The organism is Paenibacillus bovis (assembly GCF_001421015.2).
Taxonomy (GTDB): domain Bacteria; phylum Bacillota; class Bacilli; order Paenibacillales; family Paenibacillaceae; genus Saccharibacillus; species Saccharibacillus bovis.
The window spans coordinates 5,016,762-5,039,050 of the sequence record NZ_CP013023.1 but is presented as its reverse complement, the minus strand read 5'-3'; the positions used below and the strand labels follow the sequence as shown (position 1 = coordinate 5,039,050).

Below are 22,289 nucleotides of genomic sequence, written 5' to 3'. Positions count from 1 at the left end.
TAGTTCGGGTCGGTATTCAAAAAGCCGGCGTTTCGCAGATAGGTCTGTGCCTATAGCCGCGAAATGCCGGCTTTTCCGGTTCATTTGATGCCAAGTTACCAAATATTTTAAGGGAAAAGCAGGTAAAGCGAATCAAACCCATGCTTTTGTGGTAATAAGCTCTATATCATACTAACGTCATACAAACGCTACTATGAACAAACTAACCGGTAGACGGACCAGAATCACAATCATGAAAGGGGAGTGGAAGATATGGCTACTAACAGCAAAGGGCATTCCAATTCGCCCCGCAATCATTCACCAAGACATAATACTTACGCAATGAGCAGAGCGCTCACCATCGTATCATGGGTGGTATGTGCGGTAGGTGTCTTTTTGATCATTTTCAATCTTCAGCCGTTTAATGACAACAATATGGGATTGATGGGCGGAATTGGCTGTCTCGTAGCAGCAACGTTTATTTACTTTATTGGTAAATCCTTCGGTTCGATGCAGGCACGAAGCGACGAAGGCAAGGACGGAATCAAAGAAGACTAACTGTCCTGCTTACAATTAAATAGCAGCTCCTTTGAGAATTTGTTCTTGAAGGGGCTTTTTTACGGAGTAAATATATGTTAATCTTTAAATAATGTGAAAACATTCACTTCCGCTTGCTAATAAATTGACAGATTTGTTAACAAGCTAAAAAAAACCGAAATTTACACGTCCTATGGATACGCAAAAAGCACACTTAGTGTTAACATAGGAATGTGTGGTTTCAATATTATGAACGTCATAAGCGTTATGTGAGAAAGGGGATCAAGATGAGCAAAAAACCAGGTTCGCGCCTTATGAAATGGGTTGTTCTGATTGTGACCGTTCTGTCACTGGCCCTGACGGTTTGGGCGTTGTTTGCCGGTACAGGCAACTATTTCGTTCTTAACCCGAAAGGACCTATTGCAGAAGGACAGCGGGACTTAATCGTCATTTCTACGATTCTGACGGCAATCGTTATCGTGCCGACGACAATAATTGCTTTTATTATTGTATGGAGGTATCGTGACAAGCCAGGCAGAAAGGCCAAATACGATCCGGATTTCAGCCACAACAATTTGCTTGAAACCATCTGGTGGGGCATTCCGATCGTTGTTATCTTTATACTGGCTGTCGTAACTGTTCGTTACACGTATGCCCTGGAACCTTCCGTGGCTCTCAAGTCCGAGAAGAAACCAGTCACTATCCAGGTTGTTTCACTGGATTGGAAATGGGTGTTCTTTAACCCGGAAGAAAATATTGCCACTGTGAACTCCGTGACAATTCCGGAAGATACACCAATCCGTTTTGAACTGACAGCCGATGCGCCGATGAACTCTTTCTGGGTACCGCAGCTGGCCGGTCAGATTTACACGATGTCCGGTATGGCGATGACCCTGTACATGCAGGCCGATCATCCGGGAACCTATTTCGGTTCAGGAGCGAACTTTAGCGGTGAGCACTTTGCCGATATGAGATTTGATGTAAATGCTGTATCCGATGCCGATTATCGTGCATGGGTAGAGAAAATCAAATCCGAGTCCAAGCCAATGACAATGGAAACTTACCAATCACTGGCGATTCCAGGAACTGCTGAAAAGCAAAGCTTCTCCTCATTCCCGGATAATTTGTTCCAACAACTCGTAACCAAATACCTGCCTGGCGGTCTGGCTGATACCAGCAACCGTGCAACTCACACCACTCCTCAAACGGAAATCAATGAGAAGGAAAGTGAACAGGGGCAGAGCGATATGGGTACAGACACCAAATCCAACAATGAGCATGACGGACTGGGTACAGACACTCAGGAAGGCTCAAACAACTAGGTTTGATCAAGGTTCCGCTTGCAGATAGGCTGCCGATCGTGAGGCAGTGTACCGGTAAGCGGAGCGTATAAAGACAGTGAAAGGAGCTCCCCGATGCTCGAGAATATTAAACAGTTTGCATCAGAATTTTTTGTCACCGGTGACCCGCTGATTTACGGTGCAGACGTATCCATCGCATTGGTAACGATCGCGATCTTTGCGGGACTAACCTATTTCAAGAAATGGAAATGGTTATGGCGTAACTGGTTGACTACTGTCGATCACAAGAAAATCGGTATCATGTATATCCTCGCTGCGATCATCATGATGTTCCGTGGCGGTGTCGATGCTCTTATGATGCGGACACAGCTGGCGATTCCGAATTTCGAATTTTTGCATCCCGAGCACTATAACCAGGTATTTACTACGCACGGCGTAGTTATGATCCTCTTTATGGCGATGCCATTTATGTTCGGTTTGTTCAACGTCGTTGTACCTCTTCAGATTGGTGCACGTGACGTCGCATTCCCATTCCTGAACTCACTCAGCTTCTGGCTGTTCTTCCTGGGTGCGATGCTGTTTAACCTGTCGTTCGTAATCGGTGGTTCACCGGATGCGGGCTGGCTGAGTTATCCGCCGCTCTCGGAACTTCAATTTAATCCAGGGCCTGGACAGAACTTCTATATCTGGGGTATTCAGATCTCCGGTATCGGTTCCCTGGCAACAGGTATCAACTTCCTGGTAACTATCATCAAAATGCGTGCACCAGGCATGACAATGATGAAAATGCCGATGTTCACATGGTCGGTATTTGCAACTTGTGTAATCATTATTTTTGCATTCCCAATTTTGACTGTTACACTGGCACTGCTGTTCCTTGACCGTTTTGCAGGAGGGCACTTCTTCACGCTCGATGGCGGCGGTAATCCGATGATGTATATCAACTTGATCTGGATGTGGGGTCACCCTGAGGTATACATTGTTATTCTGCCGGCGTTCGGTATCTTCTCCGAAGTCGTCAGCGTATTCTCCCGTAAAAAGCTGTTTGGTTACACATCCATGGTATTTGCCATGATGATCATCGCTTTCGTATCATTCTTCACCTGGGCTCACCATTTCTTCACAATGGGTTCCGGTGCAGACGTCAACGCATTCTTTGCGATTTCGACGATGCTGATTGCGATTCCGACAGGGGTTAAAATCTTTAACTGGCTGTTTACGATGTATCGCGGACGAATTCGCTTCGATCTGCCGATGCTGTGGACGGTTGCTTTTATCCCGGCCTTTATCGTCGGTGGTATGACAGGGGTTCTGCTGGCGGTTGCGCCTGCTGACTTCCAGTATCACAACAGTTACTTCCTGATTGCCCACTTCCACCAGGTTCTGATCGGTGGTGTCGTATTTGGTTACTTCGCCGGTATGTACTACTGGTGGCCAAAAATGTTCGGCTTCAAGCTGAACGAGACATTGGGCAGATGGTCCTTCTGGTTCTGGAACATCGGTTTCTACGTATGTTTCATGCCGCAATACCTGCTTGGTCTGATGGGTATGACTCGTCGTGTAAGTACGTTTGACTGGGATACAGGCTGGGGACCACTGAACGTGGTATCTACAGTCGGTGCATACCTGATGGGTATCGCATTTATCTTCCAGGCAATCCAGATTGCCTACAGCTTCAAGTATCGCGAAAAAGATACAACAGGCGATATCTGGGATGCTCATACGCTGGAATGGACTATTCCTTCCCCGGCGCCAGAGTATAACTTTGCAATTACACCTGTAGTGGACAGCAGAGATCCGCTGTGGGTTGAGAAGCAGCGTCGTGCTGCCGGCAAGCTTCCGAAGAAAGATGCGAAGCCGAAATACGAACCAATTCACATGCCTAGTAACTCGGGTATACCGATTGTATTTTCTACTTTCTTCTTCATCGCTGGTTTCGGATTCACGTTCCACTGGGTATGGATGGCAGTCCTGGGTCTTGCAGGCGTCCTGGCATGTCTGGTTGCGCGTTCCATGAACGATGATGAAGGCTTCTACATCCCTGCTGAAGAAGTAGAAAAGACTGAGGCTTCATTAAGGGGGACACTTTAATGGCACAAGCCGTATCACAGAATGATCATGGTCATCACGATCATGGACATCATGATCCGCAAGAGCTAAAAATGCTTGGCTTCTGGATCTTCCTGATCACAGACGTTATTCTGTTCGGTACGCTGTTTGCTACGTATGTGGTGCTTCACCACAACACGGCAGGCGGACCGAGCGGTGCTGATATTTTCGAAATGCCGGGTGTTATTGCTGAGACATTCATCCTCTTGACCAGTAGTTTTACAAGTGGTCTGGCTGTTCTGGCAATGAACAAAGGTAAAGTAAAACAATTGATCGGTTGGCTCGTTGTAACATGGATTCTGGGTGCTGCCTTTATCTACCTGGAAGTAGATGAGTTTGCCAAACTGATCCATGAAGGCCATGGCTTCTCCGGAAGTGCATTCCTGAGCTCCTTCTTTACACTGGTAGGAACGCACGGACTTCACGTTTCTATGGGTCTGGGATGGATGCTGCTGTTGATTATCCAACTGTCCCGTCGTGGTATTAACGATGTAACACGCGGTAAAATCAACGTAATCAGCTTGTACTGGCACTTTTTGGACGCAGTATGGATCTTCCTGCTGTCGGTCGTATATCTGATGGGGGTGATGTAACATGGCGAATCATTCCAACCATTCACACGGACATGACGAAGCTCATGCACATGGCTCACTGAAGTCTTATATCATCGGCTTCATCCTGTCGATTATACTGACCATTATTCCACTGGTTGTCGTTATGAATCATATGATGGATCCGATTCCTACGATCTTTGTCATTATGATTACAGCGATTCTGCAGTTCGTTGTACAGCTGTTCTTCTTCATGCACGTACGCGAGCGTCAGGGTAACCAACCGCGCTGGAACGTTATGGCTCTGATCTTCGGTCTGGCTATCGTATTGGTAGTCGTATCCGGTTCGATCTGGATCATGACTTACAACGGCGTAGGTTACTAATTCGAGTGATCCTGTTTGATAGCTCAAGCAGTTATGGAACAGGTATAGAAATACAATAAAAGCTCTTCTGCAAGTTGGCTTTCCCTTTCGAGAGAAGGGAGGCTGATACCGCAGAAGAGCTTTTTTGTTATGTCTGGATGGTCTGGAATCCGAAGGGTGATCTATAAGAATAAATCATTTTCGAACAAGTAAGAGCAATTGACCCAATCTCGGCTTAATAAGCTATAAGTAGGATAAGCCTGGTACATTGTGATCGAGCTTGTTCAGGACAGAACACTGTTCATATAAGCAGGCTGATACTTATCCTGCAAGTACTTCTCGATCTCCTCACGGAGCTCCGGACGATTCAAAGCAAATTCCAGTGTAGCTTTAACATAACCAAGTGGATCGCCAATATCATAGCGGTTACCCTGAATCTCCAATGCGGCCAGATGTGGCAGACGGGAGATCGCATCGGTCAGCTGGATTTCGCCGCCTTTGCCTGGCGGAGTGTCTTCCAGAATATCGAAAATCTCCGGTGGCAGTACATAGCGACCGATTACTGCCAGATCGGAGGGAGCATCTTCCACATTCGGCTTCTCTACAATATCGCTGACCGGGATAATCGAATACGGTGTACTGGATACAGCAGAAGGTGCGACGATGCCGTATTTATTCGTATGCTCATACGGTACATGCTGTACCCCTACAATGGCTGTCGACGGATAGACATTCTGGTTAAGCAGCTGCTTGAGACCAGGCTCTTCATGCACGATCAGATCATCGCCCAGCAGCACGGCAAAAGGCTCATTACCGACAAATTGGCGTGCACAGAGAATCGCATGACCGAGGCCGAGCGGCTTTTTCTGGCGGATGTAATGGATATCTGCCATTTCGGAAATAAGGTTAACCTGCTCCAGCAGAGCAGTTTTGCCTTTGGAAGCCAGATCAAGCTCCAGTTCAATCGAATGGTCAAAATGATCTTCGATCGAGCGCTTGCCGCGTCCGGTTACGATTAATATGGATTCAATACCGCTGGCAACCGCTTCTTCGATAATGTACTGGATAGCCGGTTTGTCGACGATCGGAAGCATTTCTTTGGGTTGCGCCTTGGTTGCAGGCAGCAGGCGTGTACCCAGGCCAGCTGCAGGAATAATCGCTTTACGTACTTTCATAGATAAATGCCTCCTTGATGATTGTATTGTGCCAAATGGTCAGAAGTGTATAAAAAGGGACAGCGGAGAAGTTCTGTCGCTGTCCACTTGATGCTTAACGAAATACCCACAATTTGCTGAAGCCAAAATTAATGATAAGTCCCAGCAGTGTAACGGCTACTTTGGCGATCCAGACTGGAATCACTGCCGACATAAAGCTGATAGCGATAGTCGTGATTGCTGCGACGATACCATTTACCAGCAGGAAGCGCAGCAGCTCGCCTATATTCCAGCCCTTGCCCTGTTCAAACGTCCAGCGCCGGTTCCAGAAATAGCTGTTGGCCGTACCGGCAGCATAGCTGATCACCTGCGCAGGAGCGACACCGATCAGATGGTGCAGCAGCATAAAGACGATAAAATCTATGGCTGTATTGGAGACGCCTACTGCAGCAAATCGTACTGCCTGACTGGCAAACAGCTTAGAAACCAACATAGCGCTGTTCCTGGATCATAGGGCGTTGTTCACTGACAGGACGCTGCTGCTCCTGACTGAAATTCTTGGTCTCCTGTACCAGATATAATGGGCGCTGCTTGACCTCATCATAAATCCGGCCGATATATTCGCCGATTACCCCGAGGATGATCAGCATAATACCATTAAGGAACAGAATGCAGGCGATTACCGATGCCCAGCCGGGCGTTGTAGAGAAGTGCAGCAGCTTCTGCCCGACGACGAACAACAAATAAACAAAACTGAATACAGAGATAATACTACCGAGTATACTGGCCAGCCGCAGCGGCTTCAGGGAGAAAGCCACCAGGGCATCCGAAGCAAACTTGAGCATTTTTTTCAGAGGATATTTGGTCTCGCCGGCAAAGCGTTCTTCCCGTACGTAGGAGATAGAGGTCTGGCGGAATCCCACCCAGCTCACCAGACCACGTACAAAGCGGTTCGTTTCCTTGAGGCTTTTCATCGCTTCGCATACTTTGCGGTCGATCAGGCGGAAGTCACCGGTATCGAGCGGAATATCAATATCGCTCAGCTTGTTGAGTGTCCGGTAAAAGGCAGCCGCCGACCATTTTTTGAATCCGGTCTCGCCTTTGCGTTCGGCGCGTGTGGCGTAGACAACATCGTAGCCTTCTTTCCATTTCCCGATCATCTCCAGAATCAGCTCAGGCGGATCCTGCAGATCGGCATCAATCACGACAATAGCGTCGCCCTGTGCATGATCCATTCCTGCCGTAATCGCAATCTGATGACCAAAATTACGGGAAAATTCAATCAGCTTCACTGCCGGATCGCTGCTGCATAGCTGGCTAACCATCGAAGAGGTCTGGTCCCGGCTTCCATCATTAATAAAAATCAGTTCATAGCTTTCCCGTGTCTGTCTCATTACTTCGGTCAGGCGGCGATAGCATTCAAATACGACAGCTTCCTCGTTATACACCGGAACGACAATCGAGTATCGCATATTCTTTTCCTCCTTATCAATCACAAGCTGTATTTATCGTGTTGTAGCATCCCAAGCGTCTATTCCGTCAGTTGTTCTGTTGATCTATCTGTTTTTATCTGTTTTGTACACCGCCTGCCGGATTGCCGGAGTAGGCTATACCCGAATAAGGCAGAGCATTCATTTTGCAAGTACAGAAGCATGATCAACAAGACCAGTAGTTTATGTAAAAAATATAACAATGCAATATGAACAATAAATGAACGTTGCCTTAAAGACCGCTGAATATTACCGTAAAAGAAGATAAAAAAAGACGCTAACTCCTTTACTGGCAAGGGGTTTGGCGTCTTTTTTTAAAAATATTCCGCTTGAAATAATCAAGCCTATTTTTGCAAAAGGAAGGGTTGTTCCCTTCCCAATATGGCTAACAAAATCTCTGATATCCCAGGTTATACGCATCCATCAAGCAACAGCAGAGTACCAGCAGAAGAGCAATAGAAGAGCAATAGAAGAGCAATAGAAGAGCAATCGGTTTATACGGTTGTTCCCGCATCTCCCGGTAAATACACTCTCATGATTGTCCCCTGCTCCGGAGCGCTGTCCACCTCGATACGTCCGCCATGCAGACCAACGATTTTGTGGACGATCGACAAGCCGAGTCCATTGCCTCCTGTAGCCGAGTTACGGGATGTATCCGCTTTGTAAAAGCGTTCAAAAATATGCTGCCGATGCTCTTCGGTAATCCCGCAGCCGGTATCCTGCACCGACACCTGAATCCATTGCTCATCCTGGGTCAGTGTAATATAGATATTTCCATGATCCGGCGTGAACTTGATCGCGTTGGACAGCAGATTCATCCATACCTGACTGAGCAGATCCTCATCACCGGTAAACTGGATTTTGTCCAGATCGGCCGATAGATCAATCTGCTTGGCCATCCACATCGGAACGCAGGACACGACAGACATCCGTATCTGCTCATCCAGCCGGAACGGACGTGTATTTAGCTTGACCACATCCAAAGAGGCCAGTTTGAGCAGATTGCTGCTCAGCTTGGAGAGACGTTCGCTTTCCTGCTCGATAATCTGTAGATGCCGTACCTGTTCCTCGGTAGCGCTATCCCGCAAAGCACCTGCGAATCCGCGAATCGAGGTGAGCGGTGTCTGGATCTCGTGCGATACATTGGAGACGAATTCCTGACGCATCGCTTCGATCTTGGACAGCTGGCTGGTCATCTGGTTAAAATTATTACCCAGTTCTCCAATCTCATCCCTGCGCTTGAGATTAACGCGCACACTATAGTCTCCCTGGGCGACGAGACGGGTCGCTTCGGATAGCTTGTTGATCGGGCGGGCAATCAGTCTGGCGGCGAACAGGAACAACAGTACACCTGTGACCAGCATGACCGACAGTACCAGAATCATCCAGTTGTTGAACTGATTCACAAAGTGACCGGGAGAAGGACGCACAAAAAGTGCATAATGCTCGCCATTTCGTTCAAACGGTACGCCTACATATCGCGGTGTTTTATCCTCGGACGATTTAGTATTGAAAAAGAAATTCAGGCTCGGTACACCGGGAGCCTTGTTATCCTGCGAATTAGCCGGATGATACGTCTGACCCTTCAGCACCAGCTGTTGTACTTGCTCGGGAATTACCCATTGTCCTGCCGGATCATTATCCGGAGGTGGATTGCCATTACCGCCATTGCCCGATGCCGGAGCTGCCGAAGAAGAACGGTCAGCAGATAGCTGACTGTCATTTCCGGTAGCTGCTGGTAAAGAAGAACTTTCGGACTCATCCGATTGCTGCGCAGTACGGGAAGGCGAAGTGTTGCTGCTGTTCGTAGAGGAAGGAGAAGAAGACAATCCGGGAGGACCGCCGGGACCATCGCCGGTAGAGCGGTACTCCGAGCCATTTTCTCCGACAACAACGATCTGCAGCTGACCGCCCTGGCTGTCCAGATACTTCTGCATCATGGATTCCGGCAGAGAAGACTGGATATCCGCCATTGCTCGCGCATCTGTAAGAATCCGGTCTTCCACAAAGTTCACCTGTTGACGCTGGAATACCCAGTCAGATAGCAGCAGAGTAACTACGAAGCTGGCGACGATCACGAGGATAAAGGTCAGCACCAACTGGCTGTAGATATTTTTCAATCCATTTTCACCTCGATCCGGTATCCGATTCCCCGAATCGTCTGGATTACAAACCCATTCTCTTCGGAGAATCGGTCGCGCAGCCGCTTGATATGCACATCTACCGTACGCTCATCCCCGTCATAATCGTGACCCCAGATTTTCTCGATCAGCTGGTCCCGGGTAAAGATCTGTCCGGGGAATCCGGCGAGCGTGTAGATCAGCTCGAATTCCTTGGCAGGAAGGGATTGCAAAGTGCCGCCTATATCGGCTTCTTTGGTAGAAGCATCCAGTCTGACATTGCCGATCGTCAGCGATTCACCCGCAAAAATGCGGTACCGTCGCAGCAATGCTTTTACCCGCATGACCAATTCTTCCGGTACAAAGGGCTTGGCGAGATAATCATCGGTACCGAGCCGGAAGCCTTTGATTTTGTCTTCGGCTTCTCCTTTTGCGGTTACGAGCAAGATCGGCACATCTCCATAATAACGGCGGATATCCATACACAGCTCCCAGCCATCCATATGCGGCATCATTACATCCAGAATAATCAGGTCCCATTTACCGTCACTCAGCATGTCAAAAGCTTCCCGGCCATCCCGTGCCCGGTGCACAGTATACCCCTCACGGGTCAAATACATATAAATCAATTCCAGTATGGATGCATCATCATCAGCAATTAGAATACGTACCATCATTAACGCTCCTTTAAGTGGTCATCTCACTTTTTAAGTTGAACATACAATTATGCTGTTATAAGCAGAATCTATAGCTATATCGGCTTTTGCTCATATCTTTATCCATCGTATCACAGGAATATGTAGAATATATGAACAGCAGTCTGGAATAAAAAAGAAATAAAGTGAACAAACCTCTTTTCAAAACGAACAATATGAACTAAAATGAACTTATATAAACGTAAACAGTCACTAGGCTTATACGATAACCCATCTACCGAGAGGATGAATATTATGGAAAACCGTTATGTATCCCACCCGAATGATGTAAAAACATTTGATACTGCCCGTCTGCGCGAAGAGTTTCTGATTGAGAGCCTGTTTGCTACAGATGAACTTGTAACCGTTTACAGCCATGTGGATCGTTATATCGTCGGTTCAGCCGTTCCCGCTTCCCGCGAGATCAAGCTGGAAGTGAATCTCAAGGATATTGGTACCGACTTTTTCCTGGAGCGTCGCGAGATCGGTATTATCAATATCGGTGCAGCCGGAACGGTAACAGCCGATGGAGAAAAGTATGAAATTGGCGCTTTTGAATGTCTGTATGTATCGCTTGGAACCAAGGAAGTCAGCTTTGCGAGCGGTGGCAGCGAGCCGGCCAAATTCTACTTTGTGTCCACACCGGCACACAAAGCCTATCCAACGACCAAAGCAACCAAAGAAGACGCAACCCCAAGCCATCTGGGCGATATCAAAACATCCAATGAACGTACGATCTACAAATACATTCACCAGGGCGGTATCCAGAGCTGTCAGCTGGTCATGGGTATTACCGAACTGGCACCGGGCAATATGTGGAATACGATGCCTTCTCATACCCATAACCGTCGTTCAGAAGTATATCTGTACTTTAACCTGCCGGAAGATGCAGTGGTATTCCACTTTATGGGCGAACCGCAGGAGACCAAGCACCTCGTTATGCGTGACGGACAGGTTGCCATTTCGCCGAGCTGGTCGATTCACAGTGGAGTAGGTACGAGCAATTATACGTTCTGCTGGGCGATGGCCGGCGAGAATCAAACATTCGATGATATGGACGCAGTAGCCATGAAGGATTTAAAATAAACCCAAAAACCATTCCAGTGCACAGAAATGAACATATTGTATTTGTAATGAGCTCTGAACATGCGTCCAGTAGATGGTGCTGCACAGAATCATAACGAATACAATCGATACTGGAAGGGACGGGGGTCAGGATGAGCGCACTCAAACGGCATGAACGAATTATGGAAATATTGATCGCCAGCCAGGAGATTACGGTAGGCGAACTTAGCGATACACTCCATGTAACCGGCAAAACGATCCGTGAGGATCTGGCCAAACTGGAAGAAATGGGCCTGCTGGTCCGTGTACATGGAGGTGCTGTACTGGCTCAAAATGATCAGTATGGTATCCTGTCCGGGCAGGGCGTAAATACCAAGCATATGCCGGAAAAAGCGGAGATCGCCGAGCGGGCGCTGCATTATATTCAGCCCAATGATATTATCGCGCTGGACGGAGGCAGCACTACGCTGGAGATCGCCCGCAGACTGCCGGCAATCCCGCTAACGGTGGTAACGAATGATCTGTTTATTCTCAGTGAGCTGGCTAAAAGGGAGCAGATCCGCCTGGTTGTTCCCGGCGGCGAACGCAACCGCAATATGCTGGTCAGCAGCCAGGCGATTGAATATGTACGGGGGCTGAATATTCACAAAGCCTTTGTTTCTTCCACCGCGCTACATCCGGAATTTGGCTTATCGATCTATACCGGCGATCTGGTTCCTTTCAAAAAAGCGCTGGTCGAGACCGCCCAACATGTGTACGGCGTGATCGACCATCAGAAATTCGGACAGTTTGCACTCTGGACGTTTGCAGGTTGTCAGGAACTGGATCGTATTATTACAGACAGCGGATTATCCATAGAGCAGGCGGAGCAGTTCCGTCAGGCCGGTATCTCGCTGGATCAGGCAGATGCACTATCATGATTCCATCACTCAGTTGTTAACAAAGCTATTCCATTACAGGAGGATGAACAGGGATGAAAGCATTTGATTTGAGCGGCAAGGTAGCACTGGTAACCGGCGCGAGCGGAGGACTGGGACAGGGCATGGCTCTGGGACTTGCGGAAGCAGGCGCGGATATCGTCTGTGTCTCCTACTCTAGCAGCGACGATACAGTTAGAAAAGTCCGGGATCTGGGCAGAGAAGCGCATTCGATCGAAGCGGATTTGAGCCAGCATGATCGGCTGGAAGATGTAGTGAAGCAGGCTCTGGCCTTCAAGGGACATATTGATATTCTGGTCAACAATGCAGGGATTATCCGCCGTACACCGGCTGTCGATCATGCATGGAAAGACTTTGCCGATGTCATTGATATCAATCTGGAGACGGTATTCTATCTGTCCCAGCTCGTAGGTCGTCATATGATCGAGCGCGGCAGCGGCAAAATTATCAGTGTGGCTTCGATGCTGTCTTATCAGGGCGGAATTAATGTGCCGGGATATACTGCGAGCAAGCACGGGGTAGCCGGGATCACCAAGGCGCTCGCCAATGAATGGGCATCCAAAGGCATCCAGATCAACGCGATTGCTCCCGGCTATATGATGACGGATAATACCGCTCCAATCGTGGCTGATCAGGCACGGTTCGATGCGATTACCGAACGTATTCCGGCAGGACGCTGGGGTAAGGCAGAAGACATGCAGGGTCCGGTCGTCTTCCTGGCTTCCGAAGCTTCGGATTATCTGAATGGACATATTTTATGTGTAGACGGCGGATGGATGGCACGTTAACAGAGATTGCATTTCAGAATCGGAGGTGTCCTTTTGAGACAGGCAGTATTATCTCATCTATACGGCAAGCAGCCCGTCGCCGATCTGGCTGCCAGAGTCGCACAGGGTGGATTTACCGGTGTGCAGCTGGCTCTGGCCAAAGCGATCTCGGACGTGGATACATCAACCGGCAAATTAAGTCCGGGACTCGGTCATATGATCGCCGAGCAGTTTGAGCGGCAGGGGATACGTATTTCGGTGCTGGGCTGTTATATTGATCCGGTACATCCGGACCCGGCTATCCGGCGCCAGGAGATTAACCGGTTCAAGGAGCATCTGCGTTATGCCCGCGATTTTGGCTGCAGTATGGTAGCGACAGAGACCGGCTCTCTCACTACGTATCAGCAGGGTTATCCGGACAGCTATCAGGAAGTCGGCTGGAATACCCTGCGGGATACCGTATCCGAGCTCGCGGAAGAAGCGGAAAAATGGGGCGTACATATAGCGATCGAGCCCGTAGCGGTCCATACGCTGCATACCGCCGAGCTGATGGAGCGGCTGATCGAGGAAGTACCTTCGCCTACCGTCGGTATGCTGTTTGACCCCTGCAATATGATGAAGACCGAATTTGTAGCCGATCAGCAGGCTTTTCTGCGCGGTGTATTCGAGAAACTGGCCGACCGGATTATTCTGATCCATGCCAAGGATATCCGATTTACCGAGGATGGTATCAAGCAGGAATGCCTGGCAGGCACCGGTATACTGGATTACCCGTACTTTTTTGAATTGCTGCAGCAGTACAAGCCGCATATCGATATCTCACTGGAAGGCGTAACCAAAGAACAGCTACCGGAGGCTTCCCTCTATATGCGCCGCATCTGGCAGGAGACGCTGGACAAGCGTCAGGCATCGGTTACGGGATAAAAAGAAAAAGCTATAGGGATAACGGAGAAGCGAATAGTAGATAAAAGAGTACACGATATACTTGCTGCTAGTTGCCAGCATAGTCATATGGCTTTTCGGCTTCCTGTAAGGCACATCTGTCCCGTTCAGGAAAAGCCTGCTGCTGCAAACGCTGGATAGACGATTGAATAATTCATGTCCGTTTATGGGCGTGCCCCAGGGGTAATGATGAACATACTATTCCCCTGGGAGGAGACGACTATGACGCAATCACCACAGGATCATCGTAAAGTCGCATTGGTCACCGGAGCAGCGATCGGAATCGGAAGAGGAATTGCCAAAGTACTGGCCCAAAAAGGCTATCGACTCGCTCTAACCTATCATTCGGACGAAGAGGATATGGAGACTGTAGCCCAGGAGCTGGCCCATATTTACGGAGCAGATCCCTTTACCATTCAAAGCGATCTGACCCGGCAGGATGAAGTGGAATCGACCATTCGCCAGGCGGTAGAGCATTTTGGCCGACTGGATCTGCTGGTCAACAATTCCGGCGGAGGCACGATGAAGCCACTGATCGAGCTTGACAGAGAGCAGATGAACCAGATGATCGATCTGGATTATCGCGCACCGATTCTGGCTACACGCTATGCCGCACAGGCGATGATCGAGCGCAATATCCAGGGGAATATCATCTATATTACTTCCTCCCGCGGCGAGCGAGCTTATCCGGGTGACAGTATCTATGGCGGTATGAAGGCTGCACTGATCCGCTCCTGCGCTTCGATTGCATTGGAGCTGGCGCCGCATGGCATACGTGTCAATTGTATTGCACCGGGAGCTACAGTCAATCGTCTGGAACAGGACCCACTCAAGGAACCACTCGGCAAAAAGATTCCGCTCGGGCGTATGGGCACACCGGCAGATATCGGAGAAGCGATCGCCTGGATCGCTTCCGACGAAGCTTCTTATATTACAGGTATCAATCTACGCGTGGATGGCGGACTGATTCTGCCAGGCATGCCGGAGGATGTGTCGGAAGAAGCGGGTTATGGCTGGGGTAAAGTCTACGATTAATGAACAACATGACTAATATATAACAGCTACTCACTGCATTCATATCCTTATAGATGAATAGAAATCAGATAAAGGATGAATTCCACGGGAGACCGGAGAATTCATCTTTTTGGCGTTTCATCAAAACTTCATTTGACTAGAGAAGCGAGTGGAATCATAATAAACATATCTTCAAAACAAATAAATTGTATACAATTTAATTAACGGCATGTATAATAAAGATAACTTCCAGATTCTATAATAAACATAGTAATAATGTAGTAAGATAATACTTTTATTTTATGAGGCAAAGGGTGTCTGTCTTATCACTTCCAATGTTGTCATTGCAGACAGCAGGTGATGCAGCAGCACCGAAATTATAATATATATGGAGGAATTCACATGTACAAATCTATTATTATCGGTACTGGTCCTGCGGGACTGACAGCTGCGATCTACCTGGCTCGTGCCAACATGAGCCCACTCGTTATCGAAGGACCACAGCCTGGTGGACAGCTGACCACGACTACAGAGATCGAGAACTTCCCCGGTTTCCCGGAAGGTATTATGGGTCCTGAACTAATGGATAATATGCGCAAACAAGCCGAGCGCTTTGGCGCCGAATTCTTTACCGGCTGGGTAAACAGTGTAGACATGTCCGAACGTCCGTTCAAGCTGCAGGTCGAAGGCAAAGGCGAGATCGTTACCGAGACGCTGATCATTTCTACCGGTGCAACAGCCAAGTATCTGGGTATCCCGAACGAGCAGGACAATATCGGCCGCGGTGTAAGTACCTGTGCGACCTGTGACGGTTTCTTTTTCCGGAATAAAGAAATCATCGTTGTCGGCGGCGGAGACTCTGCGCTGGAAGAAGCCAGTTTCCTGACCCGTTTTGCTTCCAAAGTCACATTGGTTCACCGTCGTGACGAGCTGCGTGCTTCCAAAATCATGCAGGATCGCGCACGTGCCAACGAGAAAATCGAGTGGGCGTTGAATAGTACGCCGGTTGAAGTAGTAGCAGGTGATATGGGTGTGACCGGTCTGAAAGTGCTCAACAATGCAACAGGCGAGGAAGAAGTCATCCCGGCTCACGGCGTATTCGTAGCGATCGGTCACCATCCGAACACCGGCTTCCTCGGCGGACAGATCACTACGGACGAGAACGGTTATATCGTGACTACACCGGGCACTGCCGAGACCAATATCCCTGGCGTATTCGCTTGTGGTGACGTGCAGGATACCAAGTATCGCCAGGCCATCACTGCTGCAGGCAGCGGATGTATGGCAGCGATGGATGCAGAGAAATATATCGAAGCACTGGAGCATGCCGCAGTCACTCTGTAATGCGATGAGCTGACCAGATAATTAATGAATTGAATATAACTTCAAAAGCTGCCCGATTTACTCAGGCAGCTTTTTTGGTTTTTCAAATTCAAAGTTCATACAATTAAATAAAGATTGGTAATAGTAACGAATAGTAATGGCAAGCAAGAGTAACCGACAGCTTTTCTCGTAGGGAATTTTCCTGCCAGCAATTTCTATTGCCAATTTTTTGGAGCGTTTCCATTAAAACTTTGGTGTCGGACGTTTTGGTGGGAAGTTTTTTTATTTGTGTTTTCCTGTATAAACGATAATAAAATTCGTCCGATATAGCTGGTTACGTTTGTTTATTCTTTTCCAGTGGCTACATACTGCCACGCCTCTATGAGACCTTTTTCAAATTTGAGAAATAAATCAGCCTGTGGATGATACAGATCTGGTTGGAATGGGCTATCCAGCGGCTCCGGCTGCAGGGTAGAGAGATCCCATGCCTGCATATCCACCTCGCGTCCCCAGGCAAACAGCTTGCCGGTAGAGGAGACAGCCAGCTGCGCTTGCGGATAGACAAATACATCAGGCAGATTTGTAGAAGTTAGAAAGTCCGGGACGTTGGTAATGACCGCATGACGAGCACGCTGCCGAGCATTATAGATTAGAATTGCAGACTGTGTCTCTTCCTGTCCCCAATCTTCCTCTTCCAACAAGTCCTCATCCAGCCGGCCCCAGATTGCCAGCCGTTCAGAATCCAGCCATACCATGGGGAGATCCCAGTCAATCAGCGGATACCAGATGGAATCGAGCGAAGCGCCATCTTCGGACTCCCACACGTTGTTTAGCCAAGCCGTACTACTCCAGATTCGACTAACACCAACAGGTGCCCATACCCAGCCAGTTTCAGCGATATACTCCCCATCCGGTGAGACATACAGTTCCCCGTGAAAATAATTCAAATAATGTTCGTTGGCTTTGGCTGCCTGCTCTTCTGATTGAGAAACCGGGATATCCCGGTCGCTGAGCGGCTGGATTTTCGGCAAAAGAGATATAAGCTCCAGCCGATTCCAATCTGTCCCATACACCAGCAGTAGCTGTTCCTTTTTCATAATAAAAGCCAGAGGGTACACAGACTTGTCGTAGTGATACTCTCCGCGCTCCAGTGACAGTAGCGTATTGCCCGAGGCTAGTTCAATCACAACCGCATATTTGCCAAACCGGTTGGAGACAGCAGCGGCACGTCCACATGGGCTAACGATCAATTGAACCGGATAAGCCGGCTGGAATGCCGGTAATTCAACCTGGCTAATCAGCCGAGTCTGTCCGGTAAATAGCTCAATCTGCCACAGCTCTGCCTGCTCATTAAATGCCAGCAGCAGCGGCTGTTCTCCGGTAGCAACAGGGACAGCGCACCAGGCAATCATGGTGCCCAGGTCCGGATGCAGCGGAGGCAGAGATACCGATATCTTTTGCATATCTATTCTCCTTACATTATGTATATGAAAAATTATATAAAATAAAGCCAGTGGCCCATAGGGAGTCACTGGCTTTATCTGGATTATACGTTATTGTCTACATTATGCCAATGAATGGCATTTACATCTTCCATACTAAAACCAGACACTTGATATGGCCTGAAAAATCAGAAATATTCCCAAACCGGCCATTAACAAAGACATGCCTTTTTTTCGCTTGGCCTGAGAGAAGTTAAACACACCCAGACTGAGCAGGGGGAAAATGATGAGCGCGAATAAGAACATCATAAAGTAAAAAGGCAGCGAAATGTCGGCAGTTCCCCAGAAATTCATGGTCGCTTTCTCTCCGTTTCACAAATGGTTGATCTCTATCTATTTATATGTTTGTATAGTGGCCGTGATAGCCTTTTTTGAATATCCTACAATTACCAATAACGAAATTATAGATCAAAATGCCGAATCTGGTTCATCCTAAATAAGGCGATTTTACGTCAAATTTTAAGCAATTGAGTGAGCATGTATGGTTCGCTACTCTGTCTGTGTCGATGTCGTGACCGGTATGATCTATAGCCAAGTCCCCTGATCATTTTCAGGATCATCTATAGACAAAACAAGAAGCACCGATGTATGTATTCAATAAATCTATAACCGGCTGCAGCATAATCACATAGCCAGACTATTGTATTTGCCTATATTCCGAGTATAATACTCGGTATAAAAGAAAGCAAAGGTGTGAATGACTGTGAATCGTATTCAGGAAATAATATCAGAACGCAATGACGATTATCTGGATCTGCTGAATTATGCGATCCAGCTCGGCGACCTGGAATGGCAGCAAGAGATTCTCGACAGCCTGTCTCACTGGAATACATCCAGCGATTGGGCGATTACCGAGAATCTATGGAGAGAATTTGACCGTATCAATTATAAATTAATACAAGTGTATCAAGATATTCGCCACAGCACCGATGAGCCGACCAAAAAACAGCTGCTTCAGCAGTGGTGGGAGCTCAAGCTTCAGCGCATCCATGTATCCCGCCAGATCCAGTCCGAGACGACAGAGCAGGACAGCCCTGAGCAATCCTGTCCCTAGACCCTGACAGAATCGCATCAGTATAACCAGGCATAATCTATCTGCCTGCCAGCACCTGCAGCTGCTACTTGCCTATAATCGGCATAACCATAGGCAGACACCGTTCACATCGCAAATGATGCAATAACAAATAAAAAAAGAGAGCCGCATCTGCCCCAGCAGACGGCTCCCTATATATCTTCTTGTACATGACAAGCCAGCCTGTATTCACATTCTATTGTGAATTACATGCTGGCTTGTTTCATATCGCGCATCATCGTCATCATATTGGTCATCATCTCATCGCATTCCTGCAGCTTGGTCATCATCATGTCGGTATTCATACCCATATCCTTCATGTTCATGTCCATTTTGCTGCACATTTCCATCATCATCTTCATGTTGTTCATCTTGCTCATCATGTCTTCCATACACATACCCATCATCATTTGCATACACATCTTTTCCATAGCTTTCAGCTCCTCATGAGTGTATTGATGTTACGGTACTGCTGATAACCTTAGGTTCTAACGCTGTTAGAATACTACAGATTTGGAAGAAAGACAATCAGCAATCCGTCAGCATGGCTATACGACAGAGGAGAAATTTATTCTGTTGCGTGATCCTAATATAAGAAAGGAACAGAGCAGGCACAACCCGGAACCCGCGATACTACACGGATACTCGCACCCGTCCCAGAAATTGTGAAATAGCGGCATATGCGGCACCGATTACGGCAGACTGATCGCCAAGCTCGGAATACTGGATGACCAGCTTTTGCCGGTGATAGGGAAGGGTACGCTGGGAGACAACTGTCTGTACATGCGGTGCAATCCACGGCTGCGCCTGACGCATATGACCGCCGATAATAACCACCTCCGGGTTGAAGCTATTGACCAGATTGGTAATTCCGATCCCCAGATATTCTCCGATCCGCCGAAACAGCTCGATGGCTTCCGGTTCGTCCCATTCTGCCTGCTGTACCCAGTAAGCGGTCGTACTGTCGAGCAGCGGATCACGAAGCGCATGATCATAAGCCAGTTCCGAAGCATATAGTTCCCAGCAGCCGCGGCTGCCGCAGGAGCAGGGCAGACCGTACGCCTCGACTGACATATGACCGGTTTCCCCGGCATAACCACGAGCTCCCTTGTACGGCTCACCGTCAATAATAATACCGGAGCCAATCCCCATACCTACACTGACATAGACCAGATTGCGTACATGCCGTCCCGCACCGAACTGCAGCTCGCCAATCGCGCCGGCATTGGCTTCATTATCAATCGTAACTGGCAGTCCGAACAGCTGCTCCAGCTCCACGCGCAGCGGCACACCTTCCCAGCCCAGATTGGGTGCGAAGAGCACATTGCCAAGCGCATCGACCATACCAGGCACACCAACGCCCATCCCGATTAGTCCATGCACAGAGGCAGGCACCTCGGTCAGCAACCGGGTCATCATCTGCTGCATCAGCTCCAGTGTCGTGGATACCTGGTGATCCTGCAGCGGCATCATCTGCCGCGCGATAATCTCGCCTTCCAGATCGGTTAGTACAATCGTCAGTTCATTGACGGTTAGCTCTACACCAGCAGCATAACCGGCTGTCCGGTTGAATTCCAGCATGAGCGGCTTACGACCGCCGCTGGACTGGCCTTCACCGGATTCCAGCACCAGTTGATCATCGATCAGTTCCTGCACCAGATTGGAGACGGTTGCCTTGTTCAGCCCGGTGAGCCGGGAGACGCTGGTACGGGACAATGGTGCATGCTGGCGGATGCTGTCCAGTACGAGCGACTTGTTGATACGTTTGACGAGTGCCTGGTCTCCAGTAATTTTCATGAATAATACCCCTTTAGCCGATTTTTTAAGACTTTGTTTAATGAATAGACAAAGTATTCTGTATATGTTAGGATAACGATGTAAACGATTTCTTTCAAGCGGTTATTTTGCGCAGCCGACAGCTGAACCGATCATGGACGACCTGTTCTGCCGCGAAATCTCACGCCCATGAACACATAAGAGGAGGATTTATGTAATGGCTTACTTTGCAAATGTTGAGAAAGTAGCTTACGAAGGTGTCCAATCCAAAAATCCCTATGCTTTTAAATTTTATAATCCGTCCCAGATCGTAGCGGGCAAGACGATGGAAGAGCATCTGCGCTTTGGTATGGCGTACTGGCATACACTCGTTGCCGGTGGTTCCGATCCATTCGGTGTTGAAACCGCTTCCCGTCCGTGGGGCTCCTATACAGGCATGGACCTGGCCAAAGCTCGCGTCGAAGGACTGTTCGAGCTGATGGACAAACTGAGCATGCCTTACTTCTGTTTCCACGATGTGGATATCGCTCCCGAAGGAGACAGTCTTCGCGAATTTTACAACAATATCGATACGATTGTCGATATGATTGAACAACATATGAAGCAAACCGGCAAAAAACTGCTGTGGAATACAGCCAACATGTTCAGCAATCCGCGCTTTATGCACGGTGCAGCTTCTACATGTAATGCCGATGTATATGCTCATGCGGCGGCACAGATCAAAAAAGGTCTGGAAGTCGGCAAGCGTCTGGGCGCGGAAAACTATGTATTCTGGGGCGGTCGTGAAGGGTATGAGACACTGCTGAATACAGACTATGCACTGGAGCAGGACAATATGGGCCGCATGTTCCATATGGCAGTCGATTATGCCAAGGAAATCGGCTTTGATGCCCAGTTCCTGATCGAGCCGAAGCCAAAAGAGCCGACCAAGCATCAATACGACTTTGATGCGGCGACAGCGATTTCCTTCCTCAAAAAATATGATCTGACCGATCATTTCAAACTGAACCTGGAAGCCAACCATGCGACACTGGCAGGCCATACGTTCCAGCATGAGCTGCGTGTAGCCCGTACAGAAGGCATGCTCGGCTCGCTCGACGCGAACCAAGGCGATATGCTGATCGGCTGGGATACAGATGAATTCCCGGTAGATCTGTATGCAGCGACAACAACCATGTATGAAGTGCTGCAAAATGGTGGTCTGGGTCGTGGCGGTATTAACTTTGATGCCAAAGTACGCCGTCCTTCCTTTACACCGGAAGATCTGGTAATCGCTCATGTAGCCGGTATGGATACATTTGCCAAAGGTCTGACCACGGCTGCCCGTCTGCTGGAAGATCGCGTGTTCGAAGACTTTATCGATCAGCGCTACAGCAGCTTCCGCGAAGGCGTGGGTGCCGATGTAGTGAGCGGCAAAGCAACACTGTCTTCACTGGCAGAGTACGCGCTGAACAACGAGCAGCCGCGCCAGAATGAATCCGGCCGTGAAGAATTGCTCAAAGCCACACTGAACCAGTATCTGGTGACTGAATAATCCTATCTTTACAGCAGACAGCCATGCATCGTATCAGATCCTGCAGGTGTGATCCG

Annotated in this window: 22 protein-coding genes; 13 read left to right on the top strand and 9 right to left on the bottom strand. The window is 48.5% G+C overall.

From position 1 onward, the window contains the following. Positions 1-252: 252 nt before the first annotated feature. The 5 genes from AR543_RS21590 (at position 253) to cyoD (ending at position 4,862) form a co-directional block, all read left to right on the top strand. Positions 253-537, top strand: a complete 285-nt coding sequence (locus AR543_RS21590; protein WP_227871796.1) for a hypothetical protein — start codon at positions 253-255, stop codon at positions 535-537. Positions 538-803: 266 nt separating this feature from the next. Further along, positions 804-1,838, top strand: coding sequence for a cytochrome aa3 quinol oxidase subunit II (gene qoxA, locus AR543_RS21585; protein WP_017814265.1), 1,035 nt, complete (start codon positions 804-806; stop codon positions 1,836-1,838). A gap of 93 nt (positions 1,839-1,931) precedes the next feature. Further along, positions 1,932-3,908 (top strand): cbb3-type cytochrome c oxidase subunit I, encoded by a 1,977-nt coding sequence (locus AR543_RS21580; RefSeq protein ID WP_060536372.1) that lies wholly within the window; start codon positions 1,932-1,934, stop codon positions 3,906-3,908. Further along, positions 3,908-4,519 carry a cytochrome o ubiquinol oxidase subunit III gene (cyoC, locus tag AR543_RS21575; RefSeq protein ID WP_017814267.1) on the top strand — a complete coding sequence of 204 codons (612 nt, stop codon included), beginning with the start codon at positions 3,908-3,910 and terminating at the stop codon, positions 4,517-4,519. Before AR543_RS21580 ends, cyoC begins: the two co-directional genes overlap by 1 nt. A gap of 1 nt (position 4,520) precedes the next feature. Then, on the top strand, positions 4,521-4,862 hold the full coding sequence (gene cyoD, locus AR543_RS21570; RefSeq protein WP_017814268.1) for a cytochrome o ubiquinol oxidase subunit IV: 342 nt from the start codon (positions 4,521-4,523) through the stop codon (positions 4,860-4,862). 263 nt (positions 4,863-5,125) lie between these two features. Here the strand turns inward: cyoD and galU are convergent, their stop codons facing one another. From galU to AR543_RS21545, 5 genes are all read right to left on the bottom strand, one after another. Then, complete coding sequence (gene galU, locus AR543_RS21565; RefSeq protein WP_060536371.1) at positions 5,126-6,016, bottom strand: UTP--glucose-1-phosphate uridylyltransferase GalU; 891 nt, start codon at positions 6,014-6,016, stop codon at positions 5,126-5,128. Between the two features lie 94 nt (positions 6,017-6,110). Beyond that, on the bottom strand, positions 6,111-6,488 hold the full coding sequence (locus tag AR543_RS21560) for a GtrA family protein (protein ID WP_060536370.1): 378 nt from the start codon (positions 6,486-6,488) through the stop codon (positions 6,111-6,113). Further along, complete coding sequence (locus tag AR543_RS21555) at positions 6,475-7,467, bottom strand: glycosyltransferase family 2 protein (protein ID WP_060536369.1); 993 nt, start codon at positions 7,465-7,467, stop codon at positions 6,475-6,477. Before AR543_RS21555 ends, AR543_RS21560 begins: the two co-directional genes overlap by 14 nt. A 512-nt stretch (positions 7,468-7,979) precedes the next feature. Next, complete coding sequence (locus AR543_RS21550) at positions 7,980-9,605, bottom strand: sensor histidine kinase (protein WP_060536368.1); 1,626 nt, start codon at positions 9,603-9,605, stop codon at positions 7,980-7,982. Continuing rightward, positions 9,602-10,279 (bottom strand): response regulator transcription factor, encoded by a 678-nt coding sequence (locus AR543_RS21545; RefSeq protein WP_060536367.1) that lies wholly within the window; start codon positions 10,277-10,279, stop codon positions 9,602-9,604. The genes AR543_RS21550 and AR543_RS21545 overlap by 4 nt, the downstream gene beginning before the upstream one ends. A 276-nt stretch (positions 10,280-10,555) precedes the next feature. Here AR543_RS21545 and kduI point away from each other — a divergent pair, with 276 nt between their 5' ends. The 6 genes from kduI (at position 10,556) to trxB (ending at position 16,370) form a co-directional block, all read left to right on the top strand. After that, the gene (kduI, locus tag AR543_RS21540; protein WP_060536366.1) at positions 10,556-11,386 is read left to right on the top strand and encodes a 5-dehydro-4-deoxy-D-glucuronate isomerase; all 831 of its coding nucleotides are present in this window, start codon (positions 10,556-10,558) and stop codon (positions 11,384-11,386) included. Between the two features lie 131 nt (positions 11,387-11,517). After that, the gene (locus AR543_RS21535; protein WP_060536365.1) at positions 11,518-12,285 is read left to right on the top strand and encodes a DeoR/GlpR family DNA-binding transcription regulator; all 768 of its coding nucleotides are present in this window, start codon (positions 11,518-11,520) and stop codon (positions 12,283-12,285) included. Between the two features lie 53 nt (positions 12,286-12,338). Beyond that, positions 12,339-13,091 carry a 2-dehydro-3-deoxy-D-gluconate 5-dehydrogenase KduD gene (gene kduD, locus AR543_RS21530; protein ID WP_060536364.1) on the top strand — a complete coding sequence of 251 codons (753 nt, stop codon included), beginning with the start codon at positions 12,339-12,341 and terminating at the stop codon, positions 13,089-13,091. A gap of 33 nt (positions 13,092-13,124) precedes the next feature. Beyond that, entirely contained in the window at positions 13,125-13,994 is an 870-nt protein-coding gene (locus AR543_RS21525) for a sugar phosphate isomerase/epimerase family protein (RefSeq protein WP_060536363.1), read from the top strand. 240 nt (positions 13,995-14,234) lie between these two features. Beyond that, the gene (locus AR543_RS21520) at positions 14,235-15,047 is read left to right on the top strand and encodes an SDR family NAD(P)-dependent oxidoreductase (protein WP_060536362.1); all 813 of its coding nucleotides are present in this window, start codon (positions 14,235-14,237) and stop codon (positions 15,045-15,047) included. Between the two features lie 381 nt (positions 15,048-15,428). Further along, positions 15,429-16,370 (top strand): thioredoxin-disulfide reductase, encoded by a 942-nt coding sequence (gene trxB / locus AR543_RS21515; protein WP_060536361.1) that lies wholly within the window; start codon positions 15,429-15,431, stop codon positions 16,368-16,370. Positions 16,371-16,693: 323 nt separating this feature from the next. Here the strand turns inward: trxB and AR543_RS21510 are convergent, their stop codons facing one another. After that, a complete protein-coding gene (locus AR543_RS21510) occupies positions 16,694-17,812 on the bottom strand; it encodes a hypothetical protein (RefSeq protein WP_060536360.1) in 1,119 nt (372 codons plus the stop codon). A 135-nt stretch (positions 17,813-17,947) separates the two neighbouring features. Beyond that, complete coding sequence (locus AR543_RS21505; protein ID WP_017814281.1) at positions 17,948-18,145, bottom strand: hypothetical protein; 198 nt, start codon at positions 18,143-18,145, stop codon at positions 17,948-17,950. Between the two features lie 409 nt (positions 18,146-18,554). Here AR543_RS21505 and AR543_RS21500 point away from each other — a divergent pair, with 409 nt between their 5' ends. Further along, entirely contained in the window at positions 18,555-18,905 is a 351-nt protein-coding gene (locus AR543_RS21500) for a hypothetical protein (protein WP_060536359.1), read from the top strand. Between the two features lie 224 nt (positions 18,906-19,129). On the opposite strand, the gene AR543_RS21495 is transcribed toward AR543_RS21500, so the two are convergent. Then, a complete protein-coding gene (locus AR543_RS21495) occupies positions 19,130-19,354 on the bottom strand; it encodes a hypothetical protein (RefSeq protein ID WP_060536358.1) in 225 nt (74 codons plus the stop codon). Positions 19,355-19,556: 202 nt separating this feature from the next. After that, on the bottom strand, positions 19,557-20,720 hold the full coding sequence (locus AR543_RS21490) for an ROK family protein (RefSeq protein ID WP_060536357.1): 1,164 nt from the start codon (positions 20,718-20,720) through the stop codon (positions 19,557-19,559). 196 nt (positions 20,721-20,916) lie between these two features. On the opposite strand from AR543_RS21490, the gene xylA reads away from it, so the two are divergent. Continuing rightward, entirely contained in the window at positions 20,917-22,233 is a 1,317-nt protein-coding gene (gene xylA, locus AR543_RS21485) for a xylose isomerase (protein WP_060536356.1), read from the top strand. Positions 22,234-22,289: the final 56 nt, after the last annotated feature.